This is a genomic window from Paenarthrobacter ureafaciens, from assembly GCF_004028095.1.
In the GTDB taxonomy this organism is placed as follows: Bacteria; Actinomycetota; Actinomycetes; order Actinomycetales; family Micrococcaceae; genus Arthrobacter; species Arthrobacter ureafaciens.
In genome coordinates this window covers 1,999,128-2,016,716 of record NZ_SBHM01000007.1, presented here as the reverse complement: position 1 = coordinate 2,016,716, position 17,589 = coordinate 1,999,128, and the positions used below count along the sequence as shown (strand labels likewise).

15 protein-coding genes and 1 pseudogene are annotated in these 17,589 nt (G+C 64.1%); 11 read left to right on the top strand and 5 right to left on the bottom strand.

Annotated features, from left to right (window positions below):
* Positions 1–74: 74 nt before the first annotated feature.
* The gene (locus AUR_RS13735; RefSeq protein WP_062095128.1) at positions 75–782 is read right to left on the bottom strand and encodes a queuosine precursor transporter; all 708 of its coding nucleotides are present in this window, start codon (positions 780–782) and stop codon (positions 75–77) included.
* A 280-nt stretch (positions 783–1,062) separates the two neighbouring features.
* On the opposite strand from AUR_RS13735, the gene AUR_RS13730 reads away from it, so the two are divergent.
* From AUR_RS13730 to AUR_RS20570, 3 genes and pseudogenes are all read left to right on the top strand, one after another.
* Complete coding sequence (locus tag AUR_RS13730) at positions 1,063–1,725, top strand: TetR/AcrR family transcriptional regulator (protein WP_062095126.1); 663 nt, start codon at positions 1,063–1,065, stop codon at positions 1,723–1,725.
* Positions 1,722–2,620: pseudogene (locus AUR_RS13725) on the top strand (TIGR01777 family oxidoreductase). Before AUR_RS13730 ends, AUR_RS13725 begins: the two are co-directional and overlap by 4 nt.
* On the top strand, positions 2,617–3,048 hold the full coding sequence (locus AUR_RS20570; protein ID WP_021471604.1) for a hypothetical protein: 432 nt from the start codon (positions 2,617–2,619) through the stop codon (positions 3,046–3,048). Before AUR_RS13725 ends, AUR_RS20570 begins: the two are co-directional and overlap by 4 nt.
* Before the next feature lie 14 nt (positions 3,049–3,062).
* Here the strand turns inward: AUR_RS20570 and AUR_RS13720 are convergent, their stop codons facing one another.
* Entirely contained in the window at positions 3,063–3,587 is a 525-nt protein-coding gene (locus tag AUR_RS13720) for a methyltransferase family protein (RefSeq protein WP_052474363.1), read from the bottom strand.
* Between the two features lie 395 nt (positions 3,588–3,982).
* Here AUR_RS13720 and AUR_RS13715 point away from each other — a divergent pair, with 395 nt between their 5' ends.
* From AUR_RS13715 to AUR_RS13695, 5 genes are all read left to right on the top strand, one after another.
* Positions 3,983–5,368: an MFS transporter gene (locus AUR_RS13715; RefSeq protein ID WP_021471606.1), complete on the top strand. Its 1,386-nt coding sequence runs from the start codon at positions 3,983–3,985 to the stop codon at positions 5,366–5,368.
* A gap of 117 nt (positions 5,369–5,485) precedes the next feature.
* The gene (locus AUR_RS13710; RefSeq protein WP_021471607.1) at positions 5,486–6,148 is read left to right on the top strand and encodes a response regulator transcription factor; all 663 of its coding nucleotides are present in this window, start codon (positions 5,486–5,488) and stop codon (positions 6,146–6,148) included.
* The gene (locus tag AUR_RS13705; RefSeq protein WP_062095122.1) at positions 6,145–7,551 is read left to right on the top strand and encodes a sensor histidine kinase; all 1,407 of its coding nucleotides are present in this window, start codon (positions 6,145–6,147) and stop codon (positions 7,549–7,551) included. The genes AUR_RS13710 and AUR_RS13705 overlap by 4 nt, the downstream gene beginning before the upstream one ends.
* Positions 7,544–8,584 carry a TAXI family TRAP transporter solute-binding subunit gene (locus tag AUR_RS13700; RefSeq protein ID WP_128397182.1) on the top strand — a complete coding sequence of 347 codons (1,041 nt, stop codon included), beginning with the start codon at positions 7,544–7,546 and terminating at the stop codon, positions 8,582–8,584. The genes AUR_RS13705 and AUR_RS13700 overlap by 8 nt, the downstream gene beginning before the upstream one ends.
* A gap of 39 nt (positions 8,585–8,623) precedes the next feature.
* Positions 8,624–9,460, top strand: coding sequence for a hydroxymethylpyrimidine/phosphomethylpyrimidine kinase (locus tag AUR_RS13695; protein WP_206616249.1), 837 nt, complete (start codon positions 8,624–8,626; stop codon positions 9,458–9,460).
* A gap of 7 nt (positions 9,461–9,467) precedes the next feature.
* On the opposite strand, the gene AUR_RS13690 is transcribed toward AUR_RS13695, so the two are convergent.
* Positions 9,468–10,403, bottom strand: coding sequence for a cytochrome b/b6 domain-containing protein (locus AUR_RS13690; RefSeq protein ID WP_062095116.1), 936 nt, complete (start codon positions 10,401–10,403; stop codon positions 9,468–9,470).
* A gap of 233 nt (positions 10,404–10,636) precedes the next feature.
* Here AUR_RS13690 and AUR_RS13685 point away from each other — a divergent pair, with 233 nt between their 5' ends.
* Positions 10,637–11,251: a TetR/AcrR family transcriptional regulator gene (locus AUR_RS13685; protein ID WP_062095114.1), complete on the top strand. Its 615-nt coding sequence runs from the start codon at positions 10,637–10,639 to the stop codon at positions 11,249–11,251.
* A gap of 143 nt (positions 11,252–11,394) precedes the next feature.
* On the opposite strand, the gene AUR_RS13680 is transcribed toward AUR_RS13685, so the two are convergent.
* Positions 11,395–12,909, bottom strand: coding sequence for an XRE family transcriptional regulator (locus tag AUR_RS13680; RefSeq protein WP_021471613.1), 1,515 nt, complete (start codon positions 12,907–12,909; stop codon positions 11,395–11,397).
* Between the two features lie 151 nt (positions 12,910–13,060).
* On the opposite strand from AUR_RS13680, the gene aceA reads away from it, so the two are divergent.
* On the top strand, positions 13,061–14,374 hold the full coding sequence (gene aceA / locus AUR_RS13675) for an isocitrate lyase (RefSeq protein WP_021471614.1): 1,314 nt from the start codon (positions 13,061–13,063) through the stop codon (positions 14,372–14,374).
* A gap of 147 nt (positions 14,375–14,521) precedes the next feature.
* Positions 14,522–16,174 (top strand): malate synthase A, encoded by a 1,653-nt coding sequence (aceB, locus tag AUR_RS13670; RefSeq protein WP_062095112.1) that lies wholly within the window; start codon positions 14,522–14,524, stop codon positions 16,172–16,174.
* A gap of 179 nt (positions 16,175–16,353) precedes the next feature.
* Here aceB and AUR_RS13665 read toward each other — a convergent pair whose 3' ends face one another.
* Positions 16,354–17,547 carry an MFS transporter gene (locus AUR_RS13665; RefSeq protein WP_021471616.1) on the bottom strand — a complete coding sequence of 398 codons (1,194 nt, stop codon included), beginning with the start codon at positions 17,545–17,547 and terminating at the stop codon, positions 16,354–16,356.
* Positions 17,548–17,589 lie beyond the last annotated feature (42 nt).

Below are 17,589 nucleotides of genomic sequence, written 5' to 3'. Positions count from 1 at the left end.
GTTCGCCGGAGCCCTGCTCGCTCGTGCGGAACGTCGCTGGTCTACCGCAGGCTTCCGGCGAACTCGACGAGGGCCTAGGCGGCGACTTCTCCGTAGCTCGGTTCACGCTTCTTGATCCAGCCCACCACCAGGACGGTGACGGGCACGAACAGGAACTCGACGGCGGTCTTGTACAGGAAGCCGACCAGGACGTAGTTCACGAACGAGCCGACGTCGGAGATGCCGATGACGGACGCGGCGATGCTGCAGAAGATCAGCGTGTCCACGAATTCGCCCACCACCGACGAACCCATGAGCCGGGCCCACAGGCTCTTCTCACCCGTGCGTTCCTTCATCTTCACGAGGATCCACGAGTTGATGGTTTGTCCGGCCAGGAACGCAAGCAAGGAGGCGAGGACGATCTGCGGGACGGGTCCCAACGCGCCTTCGATGGCGGCTTGCTTGGCCACACCGTAATCGTCGTCGAAGCCCGGAAGAATGATGATCACCCAGTAGCAGAGCGATGCAAACACCGATAACGCGAACGAGGTGATGATCGCCTTCCGGGCAACTTTGAAGCCGTAGACCTCGCTCATGACGTCGCCCAGAATGTACGCGAGCGGGAAGAGGAAGAATCCGCCGTCGGTGATGATCGGCCCGAGCACCACACCCTTGGAAGCGCCGATGTTGGACAGGATCAACACCACCGCCATGACGGCCAGCATGATGCCGAAATAGGGAGATCCGATCGAAGCGAAACGGGGCGCGGGCTTGCTCAAGGTACTGCCGGAAGGCGAGGGCATGGGTCATCCATTCGTAGTGGTTCGCGCAGGCGCCTCATCCTTTTCGGAGAGCGCCCCGCTGTATTAGCACTGTGGGTGGCGGGCACGTTTGGCCCGGCACCACGTTACATTCTCCCATCCCCGTCCCTCTGCCACATCCCACCCTCAACCGGCCACCCCTCAGCCACATCCCACCCCCTCCCAACCATCCCTCTGCCATCCCTCTGCCACCTCACCTTTTTGAACGCGTTCAGAAAGGTGCCATACTGATTCTTGAACACGTTCAAACAGGAGGGGCCCGATGGCAATTAAGAGCGCGCGAACCCGCCAACTCGTAGCCGACGTCGCATTGAAGATGTTCCGGGAGATCGGCTTCGAGAAAACCACCATGCGCGCCATTGCCCAAGAAGCGGGAGTTTCCGTCGGCAACGCTTACTACTACTTCGCGTCCAAAGACGAGCTCGTTCAGGAGTTGTACATCCAAGTCCAGAATGAGCACGCATCGGCCGCGGCACAGGCACTCGAAGGCATCCCGGATCTCGCAGGCCGCATGAAAGCCGTTCTGCACGCTGGCATCGACGTCATGTCCCCTTACCACCAGTTCGGTTCCGACTTCATTGCCACAGCCATCCGGCCGACGTCGCCCGTCAACCCGTTTGGCGCGGCATCCGCTCCCGCCCGGGAGGCGTCGCTCGCGATCTTCCGTTCCGCCGTCGAAGGTTCCACTCCGGCCGTCGCTAAGAAGCTAGGCGGCGATCTTCCCGAGCTGCTGTGGCTGGCGTACATGGGCGTCGCGTTGTTTTGGGTATACGACCAATCCACGGATCAACGCCGCACGCGCCGGCTGATTGACGGCGCCGCGCCACTGATGGCCCGTGGTCTGTCGCTTACGAAGATTCCCGGCGTCAGCAAAGTGTTCGACGACGTCCTGAGACTGGTTCGCAGCGTCAAGGAAGACTCATGAACCCGCGGACGGTGGTCATCGCCGGAGCCACTGGCTTTATCGGCAGCTACTTCCATCGGCGGTTTCTTGAAGAGGGTTGGAAGGTCCGAACAGTCGGGCGGAACGCGTCGGCTGACGCACAGTGGAACGACGACGGCGCCATCACCAGTACGCTGAACGGCGCCGCACTGTTGGTGAACCTTGCCGGACGTTCCGTGAACTGCCGCTACGGGAGGCGGAATCGCCGGGAAATTATGGATTCGCGCGTGTTGACGACTCGAACGTTGGGCCGCGCCTTGGCTGCCTGCGCCGAGCCACCGAGCACCTGGATCAACTCAAGTACCGGGACCATTTACCGGCATGCCGACGATCACCCACAGTCGGAGGCTTCCGGCGAACTCGGCAGCGGGTTCTCTGTCAACGTTGCCAAGGCTTGGGAAGACGAGTTGGAGGCCGCCACTGCACGGCGCACGCGCAAGGTGCCTCTTCGGATCGCGATCGTACTGGGCGCAGGGGGCGTGATGAACCCCCTCCGGAACCTGGCCAGGTTTGGCTTGGGTGGGCACATGGGACCGGGGACGCAGAAGTTCAGTTGGATCCACGTGGAGGACTTGTTCCGTTCGGTCATGTTCATTCACGCAAAACCCGGGCTTGTTGGTGCAGTCAATGCGGCGTCGCCCAATCCGGTAGACAATCGCGAACTCATGGGGCTGGTCCGGGTGAGCCTGGACGTCCCCTTCGGCATTCCGACGCCCGCTTGGCTCCTTGAAGTTGGGGCAGTTCGCATCCGCACCCAGACCGAGCTGGTCCTGAAGAGCCGATGGGTAGAGCCACGGAAGCTACTCGATGCGGTTTCGTGTTTGAGTATCCGTCATTGGCCGGAGCTCTCAGCGCTCTTCGGAGAAGTGACAATTGAGTACGCATGGCGATGACCAGTACAACCGCACAACACCGCATCCTCCCCAGCTCCCCAACCCGCGGGTCAGGGTGACCTTGGGAGGGAAGGGGCTGGGTATGGGTGTCTTGGTTGCCTATGTAGCCTTTAGTACCCTGTTGTCCCTGCAAGCCCCTGAATATGCGCTGATTTTCTTCATCTATGCCGCCATCCCCGCAGCACTCATCGGATCCGTAGTCGGATGGCTGTTAGGACTGGTTCTAAGGCAAGTGCGGAACCAATGGCTCCACGTGGCCGCGTTCTTCGTGGTTGGCACCCTGATCTGCGCACCCTTTGGTGGGCTTTCCAGTTTGGGTACGGTCCTCTTTAGCCTGTCCATCGCAACCGCCGCGGCGATCGGCAGGTTGTCGGCCTGGAGGCTGGTCAAGATCTGCCCACCCACCGCATAACGGCGGCTATGGGGCTAACTCCGCTCACCGCCGTCGGGCGTCCGCGCAGGGAACCCGACGTAACGCGGGACGTTGCCCATGTACTGGCTATACGCCGGACCAAACTCCTTCTGGAGGGCCTTCTCTTCCCACAACGCGCCGAAGTGTTCCACGGCCATGCCCGCGGGCAGGGTTGCAGCCGCCCAGCGCGAGCCCTTGTACACCGCAACCCCTGCGTGGATTAACCACCAGCCCAGGTACATCGGATGCCGGCTCGCGGAGTACGGACCGCTGGTCACCAACGCTTCCGGACGGCCCAAGGCAAAGCTTCCGGTGGTGTGCCGCCGTCGTTCCGCCACCGCCCAAACGGTAATTCCGACGCCGGTCAGCACCAACAGCGTCCCGGCGCTCCTGCGGGCGCGTCGGGCGGACAACGTGGGCAAGGGGTGTATCCGTTGTAGGACCGCGTCCAAGACCAACCCGAGCACCTGCCCGGGTGGCAAAGGGATGCCGGCCGCTTCCCGTTTCACCGCGCCGGCCAGCCGTGCGAGTGGGCTCATGTCCAGAACCATAAACCCGCGAAGGGTGAGGCGCTATGGGAAGTGATAGAGGAACGCGGGAATCCCGGCGGGAGGTGATAGAGCAACGCGGGAAACCCGACGGGAGGTGATAGAGCAACGCGGGAAACCCGACGGGAAGTGATAGAGGAACGGTGGGGGCGCGGAACCGGGGTTTTCCTCTCGGAATCCTAAGGAAGTGTTAGGAAATCCCCTCCGACGTTGGCTGTGCCGTGCATCACCCATAGCTTGGAACATGTCCTCTTCACCCCCAAGAGGACCTTTCTTAGTCGACGAAGAGCCATGTGCAAGGAAGCCATGAGCACGAGCTTCATGGACAGAACGAACTCATGCAAGACACGACTGCCATGTGCGCAGCCGTCCAGGAAGGTTCATTGATGAGCACCCAACAAGCCGCGCCTCTGAGCGAGGCGGCACAGACACGCAAGGCCGTGAGCAACATCCTCAAGGGCTCTGCGGGCAACCTCGTGGAGTGGTTCGACCTCTACGTGTACACCGTTTTTGCCGCGTACTTCCAGTCGCACTTCTTCAACTCCAAGGACGAACTGCAGGCTGGCCTTGAAGCGATGGCGGTCTTCTCGACGTCGTTCCTCATGCGTCCGATCGGCAGCTGGTTCTTCGGCCGCTACGCGGACCGTAAGGGCCGGAAGGCTGCCCTGACGCTGAGCGTGACCCTGATGTCCGCGGGTTCGTTCGCCATTGCGATCCTGCCTACCCAGGACGTCATCGGCCTGTGGGCCATGATCCTCTTGGTCTTCGTCCGCGTGGTCCAAGGCTTCTCCGTCGGCGGCGAGTACGGGACCAGCGCCACGTACATGTCCGAGGCAGCAACGGCCAAGCGTCGCGGCTTCTTCTCCAGCTTCCAGTACGTCACGCTCATCGGCGGCCAGATGCTGGCCCTCCTGGTCCTCGTGATCCTGCAGAACACCATGAGCAAGGAAGACCTGACCGAGTGGGGCTGGCGCATTCCGTTCGCAATCGGCGGCGTTGCTGCACTGGTTGTCCTGTGGCTCCGCCGCTCCATGGAAGAGACCGTCTCCGCCGACCAGATCCGTGCAGCGCACGTCAAGGTTGAGGGCGAGGCCCAGCCGGGCAGCATGAAGCTCCTGTTCACCAAGCACTGGAAGCCGCTGCTGATCTGCATCGGCATCACCCTCGGCGGCACGGTGGCGTTCTATACCTACACCAACTTCATCCTGAAGTTCATGAACGATACCTCCGGCATCGCAAAGACCGACACCTCCGTCATCAACTTCTGGGCACTGTTCATCTTCATGTTGCTGCAGCCCGTCTACGGCATGTTGTCGGACAAGATCGGCCGCAAGCCGCTGCTGATCTGGTTCGGCGTCACCGGTGTCCTGTTCACTTGGCCGCTGCTCTCCACCCTGGCCGGAACCAAGGATCCGTTCGTCGCCTTCCTGCTCATGATGGGCGGCCTCTTGATGGTTGGCGGCTACACGTCCATCAATGCGCTGGTGAAGGCTGAACTCTTCCCGGCATCCATCCGTGCGCTGGGCGTGGGTCTTGGCTACGCGATCGCCAACTCGCTGTTCGGCGGTACGGTCCCGCTGATCGGCGCTGCCCTGCAGAAAGCCGGCCAGGTGGACATGTTCTTCACCTACGTCACGGCGGCCATCTTCATCTCGCTGTTGGTGTACGTCTTCGCCCTCAAGAACAAGAAGGCTACGCACCTCGATACCGAGCAGGGACATGCTTGGGGAAACCGCAAAGACGACGACAAGAAGGACCTCGTCAACGTCTAACACCCCCTCTGAGGCCCGTTCTGCGCCCTTCGCTGAGTGCGAAGGCCGCAGGGCGGGCCTCGCAACGTTAAGCTCAAGTAGCGGAAAACACCCGCCGGGCTACCAGAAGGATCAACAGTGCACGTGCTCATCGTCGAGGACGACGACGCCATGGCGTCGGCACTGGGGGCTGCCGTGACGTCGGCGGGCCACAAACCAACCAGGGTGTCCCGCGGTGAAGATGCACTCCTGGACCACCGCAACCACGAGGTCATCCTCCTGGATCTGGGCCTCCCGGACCTGGACGGGTTGGAAGTGCTCAGGAAGCTCCGCCAAGTCACGCACATCCCCATCCTGATCCTCACGGCGCGCGATGATGAACGCAGCGTGGTCCTGGGCCTGCGCTCGGGTGCGGACGATTACCTGGTCAAGCCGGTCAAGCTGGTGGAGCTGCTCGCCCGGATCGAGGCCGTGACGCGAAGGGCCCGCCGCTCCGGCCAGAGCACACCCCATGAGGTCACCGTGGGGCCGTTGACCGTAGACCTCGACCGCCGCCTCGCCGTCGTCGACGACAGGGAACTCAGCCTCACCGCTACCGAATTCGACCTCCTCAGCCTCTTGGTCCGCAACGCCGGCTCCGTGGTGACCCGTGAGCAGATTCTGGATGCCCTGTGGGGCGACGCCTTCGTGGCGCACTCCCGCTCCTTGGATGTCCACCTGACCGGCCTGAGGTCCAAGCTGCAACTGCCCGGGTTCATCATCAACGTGCGGGGCGTCGGGTATCGCGTGGAGCAGGGATGAAGGTCCGCGTCCTCGGGATCCTCAGTGTCATCGCCGTGCTCATTGTTGTCACGGTTTCCAGCGTCATCCTTACGTCAGCCGCGCGGGAACTGACCCAGGACGTGCAGATCAACCGGGTATCGGCCCTGAACCGTTTTGCCCAGCTCGCCAACGATGCCTCCGCTGATGGCGACACCACCCAGCTCCAGCGCGAAATGGACCGGTACACCGAACTCTATGGCGAAGGCATCCTGATCCGCCTCCAGCAGCAAACCCTGGCCTCCGGCGGTCTGAGCGAGCAAAGACGGGACGTTCAGGATGCCTTGGCCCGGGCCAGCCTCAACCTCAGCGACACCACCATCGGCACGGTCCGGCCCTTCGAATCCGGGACGGAGGTCATCTCGCGCTCTTTTGGAACGGCCAGCCAGGTGCTCGGAGAAGCCGTCCTGGAAGTCAACCTCGACGCGGCCCGGGCGAAACTGCGCGAACGGTGGGTCGTCGTCGGGCTCGCGGCCCTGGTGATGGGTGCGGTGCTGCTGCTGGTCGCTGCCCGCCTCACCGGCTGGGTTTTGCGGCCGGTGCACCGCTTGAGTGAAGCGGTACACCAACTCGAAACCACGGGCAAGACCAGCAAGCTTCCCGAGGCAGGTCCGCCCGAGCTGCGGGAACTGAGCCGTTCGTTCTCCGCCATGGCCAACACTGTCAGCGAAAGCATGGAGTCGCAGCGTCAGCTCATCGCGGACACCTCGCACCAGCTGCGCAACCCGGTGGGCGCCCTGCGGCTCCGGATCGACCTGCTGCAGCTTGAACTGCAAAACAGCCCGGCGAAGGCGGCGGCGGCCGGCGTGGTGGACGAACTGGAGCGCGTTGAGGAAATGCTCGACGGCGTGCTGAAGCTGGCGACTGCGGAGCATCGTGCCGTTGCCGGGGCTGCTGCAGCGCAGTCGTCCGAGCATCGGCGCCAAAGCGTCATTGATCCTTTCCCGGTACTCCAAGGCGAGGTGGAAAGGGCGGGCCCCGCGGCACGGTTGGCCGGCTCCACCATTACCTTGGAAGACCACAGCGGGCCCGCGTTGGAGCTCCGGTGCGACCCCGAGGAACTGGCCCAGATGGTGGGTGAGTTGCTGGCCAACGCCATCAAGTACTCCCCCGGTGGTCACATCGCAGTGGCGGCCGAAGCTATTCGGGACGGCCTGGCGATCGAGGTCTCCGACGACGGCCCGGGACTGTCCGCTGATCAGCGTCTGGCATCCACCTCGCGGTTTTGGCGCGCGCCTCAACACAGCGGAATTCCCGGCAACGGCTTGGGCCTCACCATCGTGGAACGGCTGGCCGAGGCCAACGGAGGCAAGCTGGTGTTGCGGGAGCGTGTCCCGCACGGGCTGATAGGACGCCTGGAGTTCGGCGGTGGCGCGAATGGCTAGGCCTTTGTCCCGCCGTACCGTGCTCACGTCCGGGCTGATCCTGGGAAGTGCAGGGCTGCTGATGTCCTCCGCTGCCTGCACGCCGGAGCCGAAACCGGAGAAGCTGACGGTGGCTGGTGGCGAATCGGGCGGTTTCTACTTGGAGTTCGCCACCTTGCTCGCAGGTCTGCTGCAACGCGAGGGCGTTGCGGAAACGGCAGAGCCTCTGGTCACTGGCGGAAGCCTTGAGAACATCCGGCGGGTCATGTCCGGCGAGGCGACATTCGCCGTCGCACTTGCCGACACGGCAGCGCTTCCGGCCCCGGGTCCGGCAGCGCCCGGCCCAAGCCCTGCCGCCACGGGCGCAAGCCCTGCCGCCACGGGCGCAACCCCGGCCGCTGCGGGCGCAACCCCGGCCGGTACAAGCCTGGTGGCGCTTGGCAAGGTGTACGAGAACTATGTTCATTGCATAGTCCGCGCAGACAGCGGCATCGGGACCTTCGCCGATCTGGCCGGAAAAGTGGTGGGGGTGGGCGAAGCGGGGTCCGGCACTTCCCTGACGGCTCCCCGGATCATCGCTTCCGCCGTGCTTGAACCCGCGCCGCAACAGGTCAACCTAGGCCTCAACCAAGGGCTGTCCGCGCTCCGGGGTGCGTCCATCGACGCCCTCTTCTGGTCCGGCGGGGTCCCCACCGCAGCCATCGCAGCAACAGCCTCGGTGCTGGGAGTCCGGCTCCTGGACCTCTCACTGCACATCGCAGCCCTGCGCACAGAACACGGTGATTACTACGACCGCGTGCTCATACCGGCGGGAACCTACGGCGACGCCCCCGCGATCTGGACGGTGGGCGTAGCCAACCTGCTGTTGTGCCGCAGCGATCTCCCCGATTCCCTGGCGCGGCGTACGGTGCGCCTGCTGGTGGAACGGGCGCAGGACCTTATTCCCACATCAAGCACGGGCGTGCAGTTCCTCAGTCCGGAGACGCTCATCAACACAGCCGGGGTTCCGCTGCACCCGGCCGCGGCCGCTGCGTACAGGTCCCTCCACGGCTAGGAAATCGCGCATCATCAGGAAGCTGGCAAAATGGAAACCATGACTTCTGCCGCTGCCCCTGCCATTGCATTGACCATCGCCGGCTCGGAAGCGACCGGCGGCGCCGGTGCGCAAGCCGACCTCAAGACGTTCCAGGAACTCGGAGTTTTCGGCATCGTCAACCTGACGTGCATCGTTTCGTTCGATCCCAAGGACAACTGGAACCACCGTTTTGTCCCGGTGGACCAGCAAGTGATTGCGGACCAGTTGGAAGCCACGACGGCGGCCTACGGTGCCGCTTCCGGCGCACCTTCGGTGTTGGACACCGTGAAGATCGGCATGTTGGGAAGCCCGGCAACCATCAGCACCGTGGAGAAGGCGCTGTCCGACGGCGCATTCAGCAGCATCATCCTGGACCCGGTCCTGATCTGCAAAGGCCAGGAGCCCGGACACGCGCTGGACACGGACCAGGCCTTGAAGGCGCAGATCCTCCCGCTGGCCACGTTTGTCACACCGAACCATTTCGAGGCCGAATCCCTCTCCGGCCTCACCATCACCGACGAAGAGTCCCTCAAGGCCGCCGCCATCCGCATCCATGAGCTCAGCGGCGCCGCCGTGCTCGCCAAAGGCGGGGTGCGGCTGGAAGGTGCTGACGCCGTCGACGTTTTCTACGACGGCCGGACGCTGGAAGTCCTGCGTGCACCGAAGGTGGGCGAGGTCGCGGTGTCCGGTGCGGGCTGTTCGCTGGCCGCCGCCGTGACGGCGGAGCTGGCCAAGGGTGCGTCGCCGCTCGAGGCGGCCCGTACAGCCAAGGCGTTCGTGACCGAGGGAATCCGCAACCGCGTAGCGTCCGGGGCGCCGTTTGATGCCTTGTGGCAGGGCGGTGCGCTGAGCTAGCGCTGGCCTAGCGGTTGGTAACCTTGCCCATCAGCGACGCGATCGGGCGAAGGAACAGGGGCCGGGCAAGGAACCAGGCCGCAGCCGTGACCACGATGGACGCTGCGAAGACCGCGAAGCCCCACCAACTGTTGGCGTCGTCCGTGGAGGCGTACATGTGGTTGAGGTTCCGCAGGGCACCCGTGGCCAGGACCAACGTCACGTGGACGATCACGAACGCTACGAAGTAGATCATCACCGGGAAGTGGACCTTGCGGGCAGCTTCAATGGGGTAGAACTTGTTGACCGCTGCCTTCTTGGGCCACGCCCCGGACATGCGGATGCCGGTAATGATGGCCAGCGGCGCCGCGATGAAGACCGTGATGAAGTAGGTCAGCAGCTGCAAGGCGTTGTAGTTGACCCAACCGTTTTCCAGCGGCCAGTTCAGCGACGCGTACTGGAGGCCGGCCGAAACCGCGTTCGGGAAGACGTCCCAGCTGGTGGGCACAATCCGCATCCACTGGCCTGTGGCGAACAGCAGCACAATAAAAATCAGGCCGTTGAGCACCCACAGCGCATCCAGCGTCAAGTGGAACCACAGGTCCAGGCTGATCTTGGTGGGAGCGTTCCTGGTCTTGATGAAGCCCTTGTTGTTCCGCGTCCAGTAACCCGGCGGCCGCGTAGTGGTGCGCACCTGCCAACCGGAGCGGATGATCAGGACGATGAAGAACATGTTGAGGAAGTGTTGCCAGCCCAGCCACGCCGGGAGCCCCGTCGGTGCGCCCTCGGGCAGCTCCGAGTGTCCCGGATAGTCCGTCAGGAACTGCTTCACCGGTTCCAGCGTGCGGAGCCACTGTGCCACGAGCACCAGGATCAGCGCGATGACCAAAGCCCCCACGGTGACGGCGACGGGCTTGAACCACCTGTTCGACGTGATCCCGGACGACTTGCTTGAAACGGACATCAGGCCGCGTTCCTCTCTGGCTTGTTGGCGTGCGACCAGTTGGCGCTCTCATAGCGATTCAACCAGTTGCTGCCCGACGGCGAAAACGGCGCCTGGCCCGCAGGGCGCCTTTGGCGTCAAAAATCGCAGCATTCGGACACATAGCGCAATACTTATTTTCTAGAACGGACTTCCAGAATTATTTACTGTAATTTGGACTTGGTCAAGGATTCAGGCTGTCCCGGGGAGGCTCGATGGTTCGGAAAACCTCCGACGCCGCAGTCCATTCCGGCTCCTGGCAGTGGTCCCGGACAGCGACTACCCAACGCAAGCTGCTGGACGCGGCCGCTGCGGTTTTCAGCGAACTGGGCTTCACGGACGCCGGCATCTCGGACATCGTCACGCGGGCCAGGTCCAGCGTCGGAAGCCTTTACCATCACTTCGGCGGCAAGACAGAGCTCTTCCTTGCCCTCTGGGACGACTACCAAAACGAGCACGAACGGCTGGTGGCGGCCGCCGTTGCCAAGGCCCGGAAGTCCGGCGAAAACGATCCCTTGGCGCTCTTCGACGTCGGCAGCCGCACGTACTTCGACTACACCTGGAAGCACCGCGCGCTGGAACGCGTCTTCTTCGAGGGCGATGCTCCCCCCGGCTTCGAGGTCCTGCGTCGCGAGCGCGGGCGGGAATGGGTGCGCCAGAATTCGGTCCTTCTCGGAACGGCCGAGGACACTTTGGGCCGCCTCACCGTCGCGGTGATCACCGACATCATCACGGTTGCCGGCCACGAGGTCGCCTTGAGTGCCACCAAGAAGGAAGCGGACGACGTCGTTGATGCTGCGGCAGTCCTGGTGGCGCGGCTGGTTCGTTAGCCGCCGTCCTGCGCCGTGATCGCGGGAAACCGCCGTCCTGCGCCGTGATCGCGGGAAACCGCCAAGGACCCCCGGAAACTTCCAGCGTCACCGCAGGGTTGCCGCGAACTCGCCGGAGTCCCGTTAGCGCGCGGAGGCCCCGCTCAACGCGCGGAGTGCGCCGCCAGGAAGCTGTACACCTCGGTCTCATCCACGCCCGGGAACGCGCCCGGGGGCATCGCGGCCAGCAGGTGCGAATGGGCCCGGGCGGACGGCCAGGCGTTGCCGGCCCACTCGTTGGCCAGTTCGGCCGGTGGCCGCTTGCAGCAGTTCGGATCCGGGCAATTGGAGGTGGCCCTGGCCGTGGTCTCCCGCCCGCGGAACCACTTCACGTGCTGGTAAGGCACCCCGATGCTGAGCGAAAACTCGCCGGCGGCGGAACGCTCGGTCCGCGCCGTGCACCAGTACGTGCCGGAGGGAGTGTCCGTGTACTGGCTGTAGGCGCTGAACTTGTCCGGTACGTCGAACACCGCTCGGGACGTCCACGCCTTGCACGACGGCTGCCCCTCAATGGCGCCGGTGTGGTCCTGCGGGAAGGCGACGCCGTCGTTCTCGTAGGCCTTGTAGATGATCCCGGACTGGTGGGTTTTCTGGAAGTGGGTGGTGATGCCCAGGTGTTGGGTCGCCAGGTTGGTGAAACGGTGGGCCGCAGTTTCGTAGGACACCGCGAAAGCGTCCCGGATGTCCTCCACGGCGATCTCCTTGGCGGCCTTGGCCTTCAGCAGGAAATCCAACGTTGCCTGCTCCGGCAGCAGCAATGCCGCCGCAAAGTAGTTGGTGGCCACTCTCTGCGCCAGGAAGTCACCGTAGTTCTTGGGAGTCCCGTGCCCCAGGACGTAGTGCCCCAGCGCCTGCAGCAGGACCGACCGGGGATCGTGGTCCTGCCGCTGGTTCTGCGTTAGGTAAATTCTGCGGTTCTTCAAATCGGTCACGGACCGGGTGGAATGCGGCAGGTCGCTGACGTGGTGCAGTGAGAATCCCAGGTTCTCGGCGATGTCCGCGATGACGTGCTGGCTCAACGGCCCGGAGGTGTAGCCCACGCCCTTGAGGACCTTCTGCGCCTCGGCCTCGTACTCGGGGAAATAGTTACCGCGCTCGCGCATCATGGCACGCAACTCGCCGTTCGCGCGGCGGGCTTCTTCCGGCGTCGCGGCTTGCTCGTTGAGCTTGCGTTCGAGTTCCTGAAGCAGCCCGACCTGCGCCTCCAGAACCTCCAACGGAAGCCGCGAACTGATGCGGATTTTTGGCAGGTTCAAGGACTCGTACAGCGGTCCGCGCTGGTACCGCTCCAGCTCGATTTCCAGGGCGGCGCGGCGGCTTGGCGGCTCAGCTCCGAGCAGTTGGTCGATGCTCACGTTCAACGCGGAGGCAAGGTGTTGCAGCAGCCCCAGCTTGGGCTCGCGTTTGCCGTTTTCGATCAGGCTCAGTTGGCTCGGCGCGGTCCCGACGGCGGCACTCAGGTCATCGAGCGTCAGGCCGGCTTGCTTGCGCAGGTGGCGCACGCGGCGGCCAAGGCTGATCACGTCCAGTTCGGGGGACGTAGGGGACGACGACGGCGACGCGACTTCGCGGCTCCAGCTCACAGGCGACATTTCTTGAGAATACGCGAAGAACTGCATTTCTTTCCAGAGGATTTATCTAGAAAGAGCTTGGAAAGTGCAGAAAAGTAGTTCTCACGAAAAGAAATACAGACCCCGGGTGAGCCGGCCGAAGCAGCAAGGACGCAGCGGAGGCCGGCCCGGGAGCCGCTTGGATACGAGGAGACATGCAATGACCGCATCGTTTGAACCAGAGTTGACCGCTGAGCAGCAGGCCGCGGCGCTGGAACTTGAATGGTCCGCCAACCCGCGCTGGGAGGGCGTCACCCGTGATTACTCGGCTGCCGACGTCGTCCGCCTCCGTGGTCGCGTCTCCGAAGAGCACACCCTGGCCCGCCGCGGTTCGGAAAAGCTCTGGAAGCAGCTCACCGAGGAAGCACCCACCGGCGGCTACACCAACGCCCTCGGCGCCCTGACCGGCAACCAGGCAGTACAGCAGGTCAAGGCAGGCCTGCGCGCCATCTACCTTTCGGGTTGGCAGGTCGCCGCTGACGCCAACCTCTCCGGTCACACCTACCCGGATCAGTCGCTCTACCCGGCCAACTCGGTTCCGCAGGTTGTGCGCCGGATCAACAACGCGCTGCTGCGTGCCGACCAGATCGAGTACGCCGAGGGCATCAAGACTGTTGAGGACTGGCTGGTCCCGATCGTGGCCGACGCCGAGGCCGGTTTCGGTGGCCCGCTGAACGCCTACGAACTCATGAAATCCATGATTACCGCAGGCGCCTCGGGTGTTCACTGGGAGGACCAGCTCGCTTCGGAGAAGAAGTGCGGCCACCTCGGCGGCAAGGTCCTGATCCCCACCCAGCAGCACATCCGGACCCTCAACGCAGCCCGCCTGGCTGCCGACGTCGCCGGCACCCCCACGGTGGTCATCGCCCGCACCGACGCCGAGGCCGCAACCCTGATCACCTCCGATGTTGACGAACGCGACCGCGAATTCATCACCGGAGAACGCACGGCCGAGGGCTTCTACAAGGTCCGCAACGGCATCGAGCCCTGCATCGCCCGTGCCAAGGCCTACGCTCCGTACTCCGACCTGATCTGGATGGAGACGGGCACCCCGGACCTGGAACTGGCCCGCAAGTTCGCCGAAGCCGTCAAGGCCGAGTACCCGGACCAGATGCTTTCCTACAACTGCTCGCCGTCGTTCAACTGGCGTAAGCACCTGGACGACGCCACCATAGCCAAGTTCCAGCGCGAACTCGGCGCCATGGGCTTCACGTTCCAGTTCATCACCCTGGCCGGCTTCCACGCCCTGAACTACTCGATGTTCGACCTCGCCCACGGCTACGCCCGCGAAGGCATGAGCGCCTACGTCGAGCTCCAGGAAAAGGAATTCGCCTCCGAATCCCGCGGCTACACCGCTACCAAGCACCAGCGCGAAGTCGGCACCGGCTACTTCGACGACATCGCCACAGCGCTCAACCCGAACGCTTCCACCCTCGCCTTGGTCGGATCGACCGAAGAAGGCCAATTCCACTAATCCCCAGCCGCCCCCTCCGCTCGCAAGCTCGCGAGGGAACCCGGCGGCCGTGGGCCCACTTTCCCAACTAGATGGCAGTAGTGGTTGTTCTGAACGTTCAGAACAACCACTACCGCCAGTCAGTTGGTTCCTGAAGGGACAACTCCAATGAACAGCTTCACCGACAACTTCACCATCAACGGCATCACTTTGACTGCGCAGCCCATTTGCCGGCAGGGCGAGGTCCTGACTCCGGACGCGCTTGAGTTTGTCGGCAAGCTGCACCGGGCCACCGCCGAGCGCCGGCAGGAACTCATGCAGGCACGGCACGCACGCCGCAACGCAATCTCCTCCGGCCAGGACCCGCGCTTCCTGCCGCACACCGAGGCCATCCGGAATGACCCGTCGTGGCGGGTGGCTCCCCCGGCCCCGGGGCTGGAGGACCGCCGCGTGGAAATCACCGGACCAGTGGACAAGAAGATGACCATCAACGCCCTGAACTCGGGGGCGAAGGTGTGGCTGGCGGACATGGAAGACTCCTCCACTCCGACGTGGCGCAACGTCATCCAGGGCCAGCTCAACCTGACTGACGCTTTGGAGCGCCGGATCGACTTCACAACCCCCGAAGGCAAGGAATACAAGCTCAAGGCCGCCGAGGACCTGCCCACCATCGTGGTCCGGCCCCGTGGCTGGCACCTGCCGGAGAAGCACATGCTGATCGATGGCAAGCCGATCGCCGGCGGCATCGTGGACTTCGGGCTCTACTTCTTCCACAACGCCCGCCGCCTCCTCGCCCAGGGCAAGGGCCCTTACTTCTACCTGCCCAAGATCGAGAACCACCTCGAAGCACGGCTCTGGAACGACATCTTCATCCTGGCCCAGGACCTGCTGGGCATCCCGCAAGGAACCATCCGGGCCACGGTGCTGATCGAAACCATCACCGCAGCGTTCGAAATGGAGGAGATCCTCTACGAACTGCGCGACCACGCGTCCGGGCTCAACGCCGGCCGGTGGGACTACATCTTCTCCCTGATCAAGAACTTCCGCACCCGCGGGCCGCGTTTCGTCCTGCCGGACCGCGGCCAGGTGACCATGACCCAGCCGTTCATGCGCGCCTACACCGAACAGCTGGTCCGGGCCTGCCACCGCCGCGGCGCCATGGCAATCGGGGGCATGGCGGCAGCAGTACCCAACCGCAAGGACGAGGCAGCCAACACAGCCTCCTTCGAGAAGGTCCGTGCGGATAAGACCCGCGAAGCCAACGACGGTTTTGACGGTTCCTGGGTAGCCCATCCGGACCTGGTACCGGTGTGCCGCGAAGTCTTCGACTCGGTACTTGGCGAAGCGCCCAACCAGCTCACCAAGAGCCGCGAAGACGTGACCCCGGATGACCGCGCCTTGATCGACATCGCCAGCACCCAGGGCACCATCACCGAGGCCGGCATCCGCCAGAACATCGAGGTGGGCATCCGCTACATCGAGTCCTGGCTCCGGGGCAACGGCGCAGTGGCCATCCACAACCTCATGGAAGACGCCGCCACTGCCGAGATCTCCCGCTCCCAGCTCTGGCAGTGGATCCACTCCCACGCCATCACCGAACACGGCGATATCATCTCCCGCGAATGGGTCCAGGACATGCTGGATGAGGAATTCGCCCGCCTGGAACGCTTCGACGGAGACCGCTTCGCAGACGCCCGCAGCATCTTCGAAGAAGTCACCCTCACGGAAGAGTTCCCCACGTTCCTGACCATCCCGGCGTACGCCCGCTACCTCACCGAGGCCCGGGAAGAAGCGACGGCTGAAGAACTCGTCGCCGCCTAGGAGCAGCAACGCCTGGGAACGACAAACCGAAAGCCCCGACGCTGGGCTGCCTGCACTCTTCGCAACAAGTGACCCCGAAGGCCGGGGAGGCAGCCCAGCACCGGAAAAACCACCCATCTGGGTCGCAGTTAAGCACGTTTTGGGGGCTCAGAACGTGCTTAACTGCGACCCAGTTGGGGTTAAGGCTGGCGGGCGACCCAGCGCACCGACAGCGTGGTGCACACACAGAACGCGAGGACCGAGCCGAGGATGACCAGCAGCGGCGCGGTCCACCCTGCGGACACGTCATGGACGTAGCCAACGATTGTGGGAGCAAGCGCGGCAAAGCAGTAGCCAACGCCCTGCACGACGGCGGACATCTTGCCGGCCGAGGCCTGGTCGCGGGCGAACCTGATGACGGCAATGAAGATCACCGTGATGCCGCCACCCTGGGCTACTCCGCCCATCGAGGACCAGAGCCACCACAGCTGCGGGGCCAGCAGCAGGCCCACGGGAACGCTCAGCCACAGCGCGCTCAAGGTGACCGCGACCGTCGTCGTACTGGTGAAGCGGGCCAGGAGCGGAACGCCCAGGCCGCCCACAATCGCGAAGATCTGGAACAGCGAGGACCCTGCGCCGGCCTCGGCGGTACCCATCCCGAGTTCATCGGACAGGAAGCTGGGCAGCCAGGCCGTGACGCCGTAATAGGAGAACGCCTGCCCGGCGAAGCCAACAGTCAGCCCGGCTATCAGCCATCGGACGCCGGCCACCCGTCCGGAACCCGACGGCGGAGCAGCGGGCACGGGCGCCGGAACCAGGGCGCGGCGGACACCAACGGTAGGAATCCAAAACACGATCGCAGCCAGCGCCAGCAGGGCGCTGGCGGCGAGGGACAACCGCCAGCCCAGCAGATCCGCGAGCGGCGCAGTGATCACGGACGTCAGGAACGAGCCGATGTTCAACGCCGCGGTGTAGACGCCCATGGCCGTGGCTTGCCTGCGTGGGGCGAAGTCGCGACGGATGATCAAGGGCACTGCGATGTTGCCGATGGTGATGGCGACGCCGATGAGCACCGTACCCACCATCACGGGCACGCCTCCCCCGCTGGAGCGCACCACAACGCCGGCCAGCACTCCCAGCAGGGTAAGCATGACGGCGAATTCGGCCCCGAAGCGCCGTCCGGCGAGGGATGCCAGTGGGGATGCGAGCGAGAAGCACAGCACGGGAATGCCGGTCAGCAAGCCCAACTCGACCGGCGAGAATCCAAGGTCCATGCGCAGCGAGTCCACCACCGGCGCAACGGCAACGAACGGCCCGCGCATGTTGAGGGCGATGAGTCCGATGCAGGCAAGGATCAACCAACCGCGCGGAACTTTGGCAAGCAATTGGTTCACGGAACGGGCCGCAGGATCTCAGGAAACGTTTTCATCAGTTTC